Source organism: uncultured Butyricimonas sp. (assembly GCF_959596855.1).
In the GTDB taxonomy this organism is placed as follows: domain Bacteria; phylum Bacteroidota; class Bacteroidia; order Bacteroidales; family Marinifilaceae; genus Butyricimonas; species Butyricimonas muris.
This window is the reverse complement of the sequence record NZ_CAUFYA010000021.1, coordinates 1-13,809: the sequence shown is the minus strand read 5'-3', so window position 1 is coordinate 13,809 and position 13,809 is coordinate 1. Positions and strand designations below refer to the sequence as shown.

Here is a 13,809-nt window from a genome sequence, read left to right as displayed (position 1 = left end):
TATGAAATTAGATAGATTTATAAAACGTCCCGTACTCTCTACGGTTATATCCATTATCATCGTGATCTTGGGTATACTGGGGTTGGTATCCATTCCCGTAACCCAATACCCGGATATCGCTCCCCCCACGATACACGTGAGCACTACTTACACGGGCGCAAATGCCCAAACGGTACTGAACAGTGTCATAGCCCCGTTGGAAGAACAAATCAACGGTGTAGAAAACATGATGTACATGACATCCACCGCCACCAACACCGGAGAAGCTACTATTGACGTGTATTTCAAACAAGGTACGGACTCCGATATGGCGGCAGTGAACGTGCAGAACCGCGTAGCGAAAGCACAGGGATTCCTGCCTGCCGAAGTTACTCAAGTCGGAGTTATCACGAGCAAGCGGCAAACGAGTATGTTGCTGGGATTTACTGTCTTTAGCTCGGATGATAAATTCGATGAAACCTTTCTACAAAACTACGTGAAGATTAATCTAATCCCCCAGATTCAACGTGTACCCGGTGTGGGTGACGCCATGGTGCTGGGAGCCGATTACTCCATGCGTATCTGGTTGAAGCCGGACGTGATGGCTCAATACAAACTGATGCCTTCGGATGTAACCGCCGTTCTGGCAGAACAGAACATCGAAGCAGCCCCGGGGCAGTTCGGGGAAAATGGAGATCAATCTTTCCAGTATATCATGAAATACAAAGGTCGTCTACAAACGACCGAAGAATTTGAAGATATCGTAATTCGTGCCACGTCCGACGGAGAAATCCTTCGACTGAAAGATATAGCCCGCATCGAACTGGGAGGTTTGAGTTATGGTTTTGCCACCCGTTCAAACGGGCACCCGGGAGTAACGGGTATGATTTTCCAAACTGCAGGTTCAAACGCCACGGAAATTATCAATAATATCGAGGCCTTACTGAAAGATGCCTCCAAGGATTTTCCCCCGGGTGTGGAATACAGTATTCTGTTGAACGCAAATGATTTCCTGTTTGCCTCCATCCACGAAGTGCTGAAAACCTTGATCGAAGCATTCATCTTGGTATTCCTCGTTGTATTCATCTTCTTGCAGGACTTCCGTTCCACGTTAATCCCTGCCATAGCGATACCCGTGGCGTTAATCGGTACGTTCTTCGTGTTACAATTAATCGGGTTCAGTATGAACTTGCTGACTCTTTGCGCGCTCGTGTTGGCCATCGCCATAGTCGTCGATGATGCTATCGTCGTCGTTGAAGCGGTACATGCCAAACTCGACCAAGGGTATAAATCACCTCTTAAAGCTTCTATCGATGCCATGAGTGAAATCTCCGGTGCTATCGTATCCATTACCCTCGTGATGATGGCCGTGTTTATCCCGGTGAGTTTCATGACAGGTACTTCCGGAACTTTTTATCGTCAGTTCGGTCTGACCATGGCTGTTGCTATCGGTTTGTCGGCAATCAACGCACTGACATTGAGTCCTGCCTTGTGTGCCATATTTCTGAAACCGCATGATAAAAATAAACAAGGGCATAAAAAAGGATTGATCAATCGTTTCCATGCGGCATTCAATACCGCTTACGACGTAACTCTCGAGAAATACAAAAAAGGTGTCAATTTCTTTATCAACCACAAGGTCATCAGCTTTATAAGTGTTGCCGTAAGTATTGTTATATTGATTCTCTTGATGAGGTCTACACCATCAGGTTTAGTACCTAACGAAGATACCGGAACCTTCTTTGCTATTGTAGACCTCCCTCCTGCCACTTCTTTGGAAAGAACACGGGCAGCACTGGCTCAAGTGGACAGTTTGATTGCAAGCAACCCGGCTGTAGCCGGACGTACGGAAGTTGCCGGTTATAGCTTCATTGCCGGGCAAGGTAGTTCCTACGGAACATTTATATGCCGGTTGAAACCTTGGGACGAGCGCGGTAAAGGCGAAGATATTAATAGTATTATCGGACAACTCTACATGCAAACGCAAGGTTTGATAAAGGATGCACGGGTACTTCTATTCGCACCTCCCATGATTCCGGGTTACAGTATCACGAACGGTTTCGAGTTCAACCTGCAGGATAAAACCGGAGGTAGTCTGGACGACTTTTATAGTGTGGCACAAAACTTCCTCGAAAAATTGAATGAACGTCCGGAAATAGCCACCGCACGTACCTCTTTCAACCCGAACTATCCCCAGTATATGGTAGACATCGACGTGGCCAAATGTAAAGAAGCGGGACTAACCCCGAATATGTTACTAACCACGTTACAAGGATACTACGGTGGTATGTACGCCTCCAACTTCAACCGTTTCGGTAAACTATACCGGGTAATGATACAGGCTGATGCCAATTTTAGGGTCAATCCCGAAACACTTAACCAAATCATGGTCAGAAACGGAAACGAAATGGCTCCTATCACACAGTTTATTACCTTACGGAAAATATACGGCCCGGACAACATCAAGCGTTTCAACATGTTTACCGCCATGAGCGTGAACGGCTCTCCTGCCGACGGATACAGTTCCGGACAAGCCATTCAAGCTATACAGGAAGTAGCCGCAGAAACCTTGCCCACGGGATATGGTTTCGAGTATTCCGGTATGACACGTGAAGAACAAAGTTCCAGTGAAGGTACGACAGCCATGATCTTCCTGCTCTGTCTGGTATTCGTTTACCTGTTATTAAGTGCACAATATGAAAGTTACATATTACCTTGGGTGGTTATCCTGTCCATACCGTTCGGGTTGATGGGTAGCTTTATATTCGCTAAATTCATGGGTGTCGAAAACAATATCTATTTGCAGATATCATTGATCATGTTGATCGGGTTGTTGGCAAAGAACGCCATTTTGATTACCGAGTTCGCCTTGGAACGCCGGCAATCCGGCATGAGTATCGTCTCCGCTGCCGTGTTGGGTGCTTCTGCCCGTCTTCGACCGATTTTGATGACCTCATTGGCTTTGGTTATCGGATTGTTGCCGTTGATGTTTGCCAGTGGCGTGGGAGCCAACGGTAACAGTACCTTAGGTACGGGAGCCATCGGTGGTATGTTTATCGGTATGATTTGTCAGATATTCGTGGTACCGGCATTATTCGTGGCATTCCAATACTTGCAGGAAAAGATCAAACCGATCGAATGGCATGACACGGATAACTCCGAACTGGAATCTGAAATTGAACAATACACAAAATAAAGAATAATGAAAAGAGTTACAATATACGCCCTCAGTCTAGGGGCCTTGCTAAGTAGCTGTAACATCTACAAGCAATACAATCGCCCTGAAGTAGATGTTCAAGGCTTGTATCGTGATCCCGTTTCCGTGACGGACACCTTGACTACAGACACGACAAACATGGGTAATCTACCGTGGGAAGAAGTGTTCACGGCTCCTCAATTACAACAATTGATCCGGTTAGGTCTGGAACAAAACAGCGATCTCCAGACAGCCGTGCTGAAAGTGAAAGAAGCAGAGGCAGGCTTAATGTCCTCCCGTCTGGCATACTTACCTTCCTTGGGATTATCTCCCCAAGGAACTGTGAGCAGTTTTGATAAAGCGAAAGCCTCACAAACCTATACCCTACCGGTAGTTTCCAGTTGGGAAATAGACCTGTTCGGAAGATTATTAAATGCCAAACGAGGTGCTAAAGTCATGTTACTACAAAGTGAAGCGTATAAACAAGCGGTTCAGACACAAGTTATTTCCGCTATCGCTAATGCTTATTACACGTTGTTGATGCTAGACAAACAACTGGCTATCACAGAAGAAACCGCGTTACTCTGGCAAAAAAGCGTGGAAACCATGAAAGCCATGAAAGAAGCCGGCATGGTAAACGAAGCCGCAATAGCACAAAGCGAAGCAAACAGTTACATGATTGCCGCTTCTATCCCCGATTTAAAGCAAAGCATCCGGGAAACGGAAAACTCGTTGTCCCTCCTGTTGAAACAAGCCCCTCAAAGAATAGAAAGAGGCAAGTTGGAAGACCAGAATCTGCCTACCTTGCTGAACGCGGGCGTTCCGGTTCAATTATTATCAAACCGCCCGGACGTGAAAGCGGCGGAAATGGCTCTCGCTTCCACTTTCTATAACACGAATCAAGCTCGGGCGTCTTTCTACCCGCAATTAACGATCAACGGAACTCTGGGGTGGACAAACAATTCCGGAATGGGCATCGTTAATCCCGGTAAGATGATCGCCACGGCAGTGGGGTCCCTCGCGCAACCGATTTTTAATAAAGGAGCCCTCACCGCACGGTTGAGGATTGCCAAAGCACAGCAGGAAGAGGCCATGATCAATTTCGAACAAAGTCTGTTGAACGCCGGAAGCGAAGTTAGTAACGCCCTCACTCAATACCAGACGGCACAGGACAAAATCATCCAACGGGAAAAACAAATATTTTCTTTGGAAAAATCTGTCGATTACACGCAAGAATTACTAACTTTAGGGACGTCCACTTACTTGGAAGTATTAACAGCTCAACAATCCCTGCTAAGCGCTCAACTATCGGGAATATCCGATGAATTCCAGCGCATGCAGGCTGTCGTGAATTTGTACCACGCGTTAGGTGGCGGACGAACAGAATAAACCTCAAAAACATACAGATATGATTAGTCCATTAGCTTATGTTGATCCAAACGCGAAAATAGGAAAGAACGTGACCGTTCATCCTTTCGCCTACATTGATAATAATGTAGAGATCGGTGACAATTGCACGATTATGCCTTATGCCAGCGTGCTAAGCGGCACCCGCATGGGTGAAAACAACACGATTTATCATGGAGCCATTATCGGTGCCACTCCACAGGATTTCAAATTCAAGGGTGATGACACGATCCTGCGAATCGGTAACAACAATACCATCCGTGAAAAAGTTATCATTAACCGGGGAACGAACACCACGGATTGCACCATCATTGGAGATGGCAATTTCCTTCTGGAAGGTGTCCATCTGGCACATGACACTCATCTGGGAAATACCTGTGTTATCGGCAACGGGGCAAAAACCGCCGGGAACTGTGTCATTGAAGATTGTGTCATTCTCGGTAGCGGCGTGATCGTGAAACACGGATGCCGTGTCGGGACATGGGCTTTCATCAAAGACGGTTGTCGGGCAAATAAAGATGTGCCCCCTTATATCGTGGCGGCACATAACCCGATCAGCTATTACGGGATAAATGCGACCATCCTGCGTAAAGAAGATGCGTTGAACGAAAATATCATCGACGACATCGCGAAAGCGTATCGCCAGATATACCAATGTAGTACCAGCCTTGAAAACGCATTGATAAGAATCAAGGAAACCATATCCATTGGTCCGGAAATTCGGAAAATCATTGATTTTCTGGAAAGTTCCACGAAGGGAATCATTGGAGTCACGATGTAACTACATAGAAGCAATATACAGTTCCGAGAATCTCCTCCTCTACAGGGGGAGATTTTTTATTGAATACAATAAAAAAGAGATTGAAAATTCAATCTCTTTTCCTTGTAGCGGGAGCCTGACTCGAACAGACGACCTTTGGGTTATGAGCCCAACGAGCTACCAACTGCTCCATCCCGCAATGTTCATCAAAACATTTCCTGTTTTGCGAGTGCAAAGATAGTGTTTCTTATATTCACTTCCAAATAATGAAACAACAAATATCCCCCTTTTCCTCTAAAACGTCACAAAAAAGTAATAAAATTCCTTTGCTATTCTAAAATAAAATCTCAATTTTGCATAAGGAAATTATCAATATTGCATATTTAAAAGGACACTTATTTATGAAAAAAAGTTTCAAATTGCTGAAAGCAGCTTGTGTGGTGGGCTTGCTGACAGTTTTAGGGGTCACGAACGGGTACGCTCAAGGGCTTCGTACTTCCTATTTTATGGACAACGTTCCGGCGAGATTAAAAATGAATCCGGCTTTACAACCCGCCAGAGGATATTTCAATATTCCGGCCATTGGAGCGTTAGGGTTATCCATTTCTTCCAACAAACTATCTATCGATGACTTCGTGGATATCATCGAAAACAAAAACGGCTTCCTCGAAAGTGACAAGTTCATGAATCGTTTGGATAGCAAAAACACGATGAACATTGATTTCACGACCGATATCCTTTCTTTCGGTTTTTATAGTGGTAAAGGATTTTGGACTGTCAATCTGGGAGCGAGAGCGATTGTTAGTGCTTCTATCCCGAAAACGATGTTTGAATTTGCCCGTAATGCCGATAAGTTCGATGTTGGTGACAAGTATGATATCAAGAACATGGAACTGCATGCCGATGTCTTCTCTGAAATTGGTCTGGGATACTCTCGCCCGATAACAGAGAAATTAAGTGTCGGAGGACGCTTTAAAGTATTAGTAGGTGTAGGTAATCTCGATGCCAAAATTGACGAAATATACGTTAACGCGGATACTGATTATCAGAATTGGAAAGTTAGAACCAAAGGTAAATTGGAAACTTCCATGAAAGGACTGAAGTTTGAATATGATTCGGAACATGGTTATATCAATGATATTGATATCGATTCTCCGGGAATATCCGGTTTCGGATTCGGCATTGATTTAGGAGCAAGCTACAAGATATTAAATAATCTGACCGTTTCAGCTGCCATTCTTGACTTGGGTTTTATCAACTGGTCTAAATCGAATACCACGATAGCTAAAACCGAAGGTGAACACACCTATAACGATTTCATGAACGATATTGATCCCGATAACTATAATCCGGAGGATTTCGAAAACATGAATCCCGATGAGATTCAAAATTACGTAACAAGTAACACGGACATCTTCGACCTCGATTTGATCCAATTCCAAGAAGGTGAAGCCAAAAGCCGTAAAACGACACTTCGTTCTACCTTAAACATCGGTGCAGAGATCACGTTACTGAACAACAAACTCGGTTTCGGTGTCCTCTCCTCCACTCAATTCACCCTCCCGAGTTCTTATTCTGAATTAACAGTTTCAGCGAACTATCGTCCGAGAAACTGGTTCGGAGCCACGTTGAGTTATTCATTCCTGCATAGTGAATTCAAAACCGTGGGTATCGGTCTGAAATTAGGTCCCATCTTCATCGGTTCCGACTATTTAATGACGAAGGCCCCGGGCGATGCAAACCGTGCAAACGCTTATATCGGATGCAGCATCCCTCTCGGTAAAAAAAGACTTGATTATAGAAGATAAAAGAAAAAAGGCTAAAAAACACGAGTGGTCGGAATTTCTTCCGACCACTTTTTATTCTAAGTTTTAAAGAAATTCAATCAAAAAGCTGCAACTGAACAGGTGTACTCTCGGTATACACGGGCACGATTTTGTCCAACGTGACATACCAGATATATCCCGACACGTCGGTATATCCCATTTGGCGTAATGTCTTACAGTAAAAACCAACTTGACGGAGATAGAATTTCTCCTCTTTCCGCCCGAACTTGTAATCCACGACAACGGCTTTCCTGCCGTCTGTCATTACCCGGTCTGGACGAGCTTTTCCAGTCCCTTTAAAAAGAATATCCCGTTCGTTGATAATCTTGTACTTACCGTCAAACCATTCCGAAGGGACGTTGTTTTTCAAGAAACCGACTACCTGCTCCCGGTACACCGCCCGTTCATCGTTATTTATCAATCCTGCACGGTACATATCACCGACAGCCCGATCAATATCATTCACGGTTTCGATACGCCGGAAAATCTCGTGCAACATCTTCCCCTCGTCTATTGCTGAAGTTTCTATATTTTCCGGATCGGTATAGTCCTCGTACTTGTAGCGCACGCTTACCCGACCATTCAAATTATATATCGGGTATTCCGACAAACTCAATGTATTATCGTCATTCACTTTCCCCGAAACAGGAATCACTTCTTGCCGCCCGATGCGCAAACACAAATTCTCACCGTCCCATTCCGGCAGGGCAAGTTGTTCCAACACTTGATAAAGAAATGCCCCGATATCCGAAGGTTTACCCTCTTTACTGATCTTTGGCGCGTAAGGCAACACGTACAATTCCCTCTCCGCCCGTGTCAGAGCCACGTAAAGCAAATTCAAGTTATCGACGTATGCTTTCATGTGCTCTTCCATGTAATCCTCCCTAAAATGACTGTCCGCCAACTTGGGAGAGTAATTTAACGGGGCATATTCCAAATCCCGGAATCCCTCCTCCCGGTTGCGACACCATATCCGTCGCCCGTGGCGGGTATCATCGAGATCCCACGCGCAGAAGGGAATAATAACCGACTTAAATTCCAACCCCTTGGATTTATGTATCGTGAGTATTCGCACGGCATCCGTTTCCTCGGAAGTGGATAACACCTTTTTATCTTTCTCTTTCTCCCACCATTCAAGGAACACCGGCAAACTATTCGTGTTATTCCGTTCATATTCAAACAGGATATCTTGAAAAGCGATCAGATAAGGCAGCTCTTCCGTACGGTTCTTCAACCCGAAAGCCTCGATAATCTCTTCCGTGATCTCGAACAGGGAACCCGAAACCAATCGTTCCGGTTCACGCAGAAACGGTATATCAAGCGTGTCGAGAAAACTCTCCGCCTGTCCGCCCGCCTTGAAAAGTTCGTCGTCTTCCGCCGTGTTCTCCCCTTTCACGAATGTACGGTAATTGTAAAGCAACACGGTACGGTTTACAGCATCATACGGCTCCACCATATAACGCAGCACGTTGATAATCAACTCCACGTAAGGCGACGATGACACGTACAACGAATCGTTGGAAATAAAAGTCACGGGAAAAGGTATTCCCTCCCGTTTATTATATTCTATCAGGTAATCGGCGGCAAAAGCCCCCTCCTTGCCGTTACGGACCAAGATAACACAATCTTTCAGATGACCGCCGCGACGCACGGTATCATTGACAATAGCCACGACCTCTTCCATAATAGCGGTATCACTTCCCTCCTCTTGCTTCTCTTCGCCGAAACGAATTTCCACGTACCCGTTACCGGGACGGCTAACCAACTGTTCCGGTTTATTATATGCCTCCGCGATCGAGCGGGAATAAACATTATCCTCCCCGCATTCCGCGTCATACAATTCCTTCAATTGTCCCGCCGCCTGCACGAAAAAACGATTGTTAAACTCCACGATCTCCCGGCTACTTCGCCAATTATGCCCCAACACGATATTATCAGTCCCGAAAGCCGTAAAATCACGTTCCACGCCCTCCGCCAACAAGCGCCAATCCCCGTTGCGCCAACGGTAGATACTCTGTTTCACGTCGCCTACAAGCATCGCCCGTCCGCCCTCGGCAAGCGTGTTCACGATCAGCGGACGGAAATTCGCCCACTGCATAGTGGAAGTATCTTGAAACTCGTCAATCATCACGTGCTTGTAGAAGTTTCCCGTCTTCTCGAACAGGAAAGAAGTATCGTTACCCGCGATCAGAGTATTGAGCAAACGGGTTGTGTCGCTCAACAACATAAGTCCTTTCTCGTCACAATAATCCCGGACTTCCCCGTACAAATCATTCAATATTCCCAATTGATAAAGGTTACCCGACAACAAACGAGCCGACACGTAATCCCGGAGATGCTCGTCATAAAACTCCACGCTCTCCCGCAACCACGTGTTCAACGTCGTGTAAGCATCCTCCACGCGGGCACGACCGGCGGCATCCATGCTTTTGGTCACCCACTCGTCGGGATTATCAACTGCCTTACGGATAGTAGCCGTGATGCCATCCAGATTTTTATCCTTCAATTTATAAAAGTGAGTGACCGCCGAACGTTTGCCTCCCTTGAAATCCTCGACACGCAGTCCCTGCTCTTCCATAAACCTACACCCCGTTCGCCCGTATTCTTGCAATCGTTTCTCGAACCCGGTAATAATACCTTGCAGGAAACGCTTGTATATTTTCAAGAAATCCCGGTCACTAAAACGCTCTTGTACATCCTTATCGAAAAGCATATAACTCTCGCCGAAAAGTTCTTTTCCCAACTCGGCAATTTTTGACTTCACGCTCCACGAACGGGCATCCTCCACGCTATCATTCATCAACTCGGTAATCCACGCCCCCAACTCCCTGTCCTTGTTCATACGCTGCATCACTTGATCGACAGCACGCTGCAAAACGTAATCACTGTCCAACTCCACGTTATAACCGGGGAATATACCGAGTTCCCGGGTAAAAGCCTTAATCACACGCTGGAAAAAACGATCGATCGTCGTTACCGCTAGCCGCCCGTAATCATGCAGGATCAGCGTGCGCAACACTTCCGCGCGGGCTTTCACCTGTTCATCCGACAACCGCAACGATCGCTTCAAATCCTCCCGGTAATCGCTCTTCTGCCCTTCCGCCAACTTATTCAACTCTCTCACGATACGGGATTTCATCTCTTCCGTTGCCTTATTCGTGAACGTAACCGCCAGAACGTTCTTGTACTCCAACGGGGAGTTAAAAACGATCTTGAAGTATTCCATCGTCAAAGCAAAAGTCTTTCCCGCACCCGCGGAAGCCCGATAAACTTGCAACATACAATTGAAAATTGAAAATTGAAAATTGAAAATGAAAGGTATTCCTATATTTTCAACTTCAATTTATGATACAAAATTGAAAATGGAAAACTGTAAAAATAATAGTCCTCACGTCCGGGAATATATCATTTTCAATTTTCCATTTTCAACTTTCAATTAATTAGAGTCTTGACGTCAATATCGCCCTCACGTTATCCACGTTCACGTCGTCAATGCCGCCCAAGGCAAACATCCCCCGGTCACGGAAACGTTTCTCGATACGGTCGATAGTGTCGATTCCCACGCCGTAATCGGATAAACGGGTTTTCACTCCCAATTCATTGAAAAATTGTTCCGTTCGAGCGATAGCTTGATCACAGGCATCGGGTTGAGTTGGGTCAATATTCCACACCCGTGAGGCATATTGCAACAGTTTTTCCCGACGTTTCATCTTCGTGGCGCTCATTACTCCCGGCAAAACGATTGCCAGTGTAATCCCGTGATCCAACCCGTTGAATGCGGTCAGTTCATGACCTATATGGTGAGTGGACCAATCCTCGGTTACACCGCAAGCTATCAACCCGTTTAGCCCCATAGTGGCAGCCCACATGAAATTTGCCCGATCGTCATAGTTCGGCGTTTCATCCTGAATCAAACGAGGTCCGATCTCGATCAAAGTCTTCAGAATAGATTCGGAGAAACGGTCTTGTATTTCGGCACGTTCCATGAAAGTATAGTACTGTTCCATCACGTGCACGAAAGTATCCACGATACCATTAGCCACTTGACGCGTCGGCAGTGAATACGTCACCGTCGGATCAAGCACGGAGAACTTCGGGAACACGTGTTGTGAACGAAACGCCAGCTTCTCTTTCGTGGATTCGCGGGTAATTACGCCCCCGCAATTCATTTCCGACCCCGTGGCGGGTAACGTCAACACGGTCCCGATAGGAAGTGCCGCGTTGATCTTTGCTCCCTTGGCAACAATATCCCACGGTTCGTTGCCCTCGAAGCATATTGCGGCAGCAATGAATTTCGTCCCGTCGATCACGGAACCACCACCCACCGGAAGCAGAAAGCCCACGTTCTCACGTTTTGCCAACTCCACGGCACGCATCAGCGTCTCGTAATGCGGGTTCGGTTCTATCCCGGGGAATTCCACGATATCAAATCCTTGCAGGGCATCCATAACCTGAGCGTATACCCCGTTTTTCTTGATACTCCCACCGCCGTAAGTCATCATGATCTTCATTCCACGGGGAATCCATTTCCCGATTTCAGCAATCTTTCCTTTCCCGAAAAGTATTTTTACCGGATTGTAATAATTGAAATTTTCCATGCTTTAAATTCGTTTATATCTGTTCCATTATTTTAGTTTCATCTTTTATCCGCTTGTCGAGAGTTGCGATATAATCCATGATATACACGGACAATTTATTATCAACGTTAGCTTTCTGCAGCGTCTTTGCTGCAGCTTCCAACAAGGCCTTTGCCCCGGAAAAATTCCCGTCTTTCTCGTAAAGCCAAGCAAGATTGACCGCGGCTTGTGCCGCCACGTTCGGTTTCAACGCCAACGCCGCCTCCCATATCCGGCGTGCCTCCGGTATGTTCTCTTCTTGGAATAACTGATACCCCAAACTTAACAAACGATTGCCCGTGTATATCCGGCGTTTCTCCGGTGTCCACATCGGAGTCAGTCGCTCGGCATAACTCCATCCCTTGTCATAGAAGAAGTTACAAATCGTGGCGTAATCATCCTCACCCTCGTACACGCTATGCTTCACTTCCATTTTCTTGCTATTCATCGAATCCACCACTTGTCCGTTAGCATCATACAAACGAACGAGTATATTATCATCCAATAGCAAACGACCTGAAAAATCAAGATTAAATTTACAATATTCCACGGCAAGCACGTGCGTCAACCGGGAATTTTTCCCCAACGCCCGAATTTCTTCCGGGGTTACAGGCTCCGGTTCGAAACCATCAGGCACGTATAACGGCGTCAACCCTAACCCTCTTACCAGCAACACGGGACGCAACCCGTTACGCAAGCCGTCACGAAGCCCGTCATAGAAGCAATTCACCAGATTATCCCGCCTCAACCGCAAGGAAGTATATAATTGCTGTGCCGAGAGAGAATCCGACACGTGAACGATCTTCCGGTCTATAAACATTACCTGTGCATCACCACTCCCCAGATTAATTCCCCCCGGTTTCAACACATCAATATCCAATACTTTGTAGCTGCCACACGACACGAGACAACCCAATAACAGACACGCCCCTATTGTTCGCCAAGCGGTCCTTAAACTATATCTTACACTATTTCCCATGAAGTTATTCCTTTAATTCAATATTCAAACTTGCAAAAACCAGACCATAATTCGTCATTGACATCCGAAGATGGTAGTATTACGATGTTTTAAAATTAGACATATTCCGGAAAATAACCAAGACTAGCGTGACAAAGTTTTATTTTTCACGGTATTTAACGAAAACACGGGTAAGCGTATAAACAATTCTCGATTTAATTCACTATGTTTGTTGTTATTAAACAATAAATTAAATACAGACCAACCATGAGATACCTGAACCCCAAGGCAGACCTGACATTGTGGAGAACTCTGATAAGGTTATTGATGGCTTACAATTGATTTTCGTGGAATTGCCAAAATTCACACCGCACATAGGGTACGAGAAATTCTGGGATATTATCAGCGTCGAAAAAACACTCTATTACAGTGCAGAACAACGAGGATTAGCGAAAGGAATTGAAAAAGGATTAGCAGAGGGAGAAAAGAAAAAACAACGAGAAATCGCCGAGAATATGAAATCTTTTGGCATAGCACCGGATATTATTGTTCAAACGACCGGACTCTCTCTCGAAGAAATAAATCTATTATAATCCCTTCCATATTAAGGTTGGACAGATTACATACCCGAAGTCGGTATTTGCTGTTATCCTCCAAAGTCAGTCTTTTCGCGCAAATATACGTGAAAGAGCATGGAGGTTCCATGATTGATGCTATACGAAAATTCTATCATTCCAAAACCTACAAGAAACTGGAAAATGAAAGTACTAAGTTGTGACATTACAGTCCCGTGGCTTTGTACGAGGAATTCATGGAGGAAATTTCTTGAAATAATCATAACAAACTATGCTTTGAAAAGAGTATTCTCCGTGTTTCATGGCACTTACCTATTGACCAAGTATTGACTAAGTCCTGACCAAGTCCTGTCTATACAGGAGTTAGTCAGGACTTAGTCAGAACCTAGTCAGGAGTTGGTCGCCATAATATACGGAGAGAATAGTATAAATATTTTTGTATTACCCTGAAAAAAGTTTACTGTAAACCATAGTAAACCAATGTCAGAATTA

General features: G+C 45.3%; 8 protein-coding genes and 1 tRNA gene. 5 read left to right on the top strand and 4 right to left on the bottom strand.

Features of this window, described 5'->3' with window-relative positions; all coding sequences use genetic code 11:
• Nucleotide 1 precedes the first annotated feature (1 nt).
• From Q5866_RS10550 to lpxA, 3 genes are read left to right on the top strand one after another with little or no spacing between them, the layout of a single operon-like run.
• Nucleotides 2-3,175 (top strand): efflux RND transporter permease subunit, encoded by a 3,174-nt coding sequence (locus Q5866_RS10550; protein ID WP_303180141.1) that lies wholly within the window; start codon nucleotides 2-4, stop codon nucleotides 3,173-3,175.
• A gap of 6 nt (nucleotides 3,176-3,181) precedes the next feature.
• On the top strand, nucleotides 3,182-4,564 hold the full coding sequence (locus tag Q5866_RS10545) for a TolC family protein (RefSeq protein WP_303180140.1): 1,383 nt from the start codon (nucleotides 3,182-3,184) through the stop codon (nucleotides 4,562-4,564).
• 19 nt (nucleotides 4,565-4,583) lie between these two features.
• Nucleotides 4,584-5,363 (top strand): acyl-ACP--UDP-N-acetylglucosamine O-acyltransferase, encoded by a 780-nt coding sequence (gene lpxA, locus Q5866_RS10540; RefSeq protein ID WP_303180139.1) that lies wholly within the window; start codon nucleotides 4,584-4,586, stop codon nucleotides 5,361-5,363.
• Nucleotides 5,364-5,468: 105 nt separating this feature from the next.
• Here lpxA and Q5866_RS10535 read toward each other — a convergent pair.
• Nucleotides 5,469-5,541, bottom strand: a tRNA-Met gene (locus tag Q5866_RS10535).
• A gap of 202 nt (nucleotides 5,542-5,743) precedes the next feature.
• Here Q5866_RS10535 and Q5866_RS10530 point away from each other — a divergent pair.
• Nucleotides 5,744-7,150 carry a DUF5723 family protein gene (locus tag Q5866_RS10530; protein WP_303180138.1) on the top strand — a complete coding sequence of 469 codons (1,407 nt, stop codon included), beginning with the start codon at nucleotides 5,744-5,746 and terminating at the stop codon, nucleotides 7,148-7,150.
• A 73-nt stretch (nucleotides 7,151-7,223) separates the two neighbouring features.
• On the opposite strand, the gene Q5866_RS10525 is transcribed toward Q5866_RS10530, so the two are convergent.
• The 3 genes from Q5866_RS10525 to Q5866_RS10515 form a co-directional block, all read right to left on the bottom strand.
• Entirely contained in the window at nucleotides 7,224-10,448 is a 3,225-nt protein-coding gene (locus Q5866_RS10525; protein ID WP_303180136.1) for an exodeoxyribonuclease V subunit beta, read from the bottom strand.
• Nucleotides 10,449-10,608: 160 nt separating this feature from the next.
• Complete coding sequence (locus Q5866_RS10520; RefSeq protein ID WP_303180135.1) at nucleotides 10,609-11,766, bottom strand: iron-containing alcohol dehydrogenase; 1,158 nt, start codon at nucleotides 11,764-11,766, stop codon at nucleotides 10,609-10,611.
• A 13-nt stretch (nucleotides 11,767-11,779) separates the two neighbouring features.
• Nucleotides 11,780-12,763 carry a DUF6340 family protein gene (locus Q5866_RS10515; protein ID WP_227214763.1) on the bottom strand — a complete coding sequence of 328 codons (984 nt, stop codon included), beginning with the start codon at nucleotides 12,761-12,763 and terminating at the stop codon, nucleotides 11,780-11,782.
• A gap of 281 nt (nucleotides 12,764-13,044) precedes the next feature.
• Here Q5866_RS10515 and Q5866_RS10510 point away from each other — a divergent pair, with 281 nt between their 5' ends.
• Nucleotides 13,045-13,335, top strand: a complete 291-nt coding sequence (locus Q5866_RS10510; protein ID WP_366482463.1) for a hypothetical protein — start codon at nucleotides 13,045-13,047, stop codon at nucleotides 13,333-13,335.
• Nucleotides 13,336-13,809: the final 474 nt, after the last annotated feature.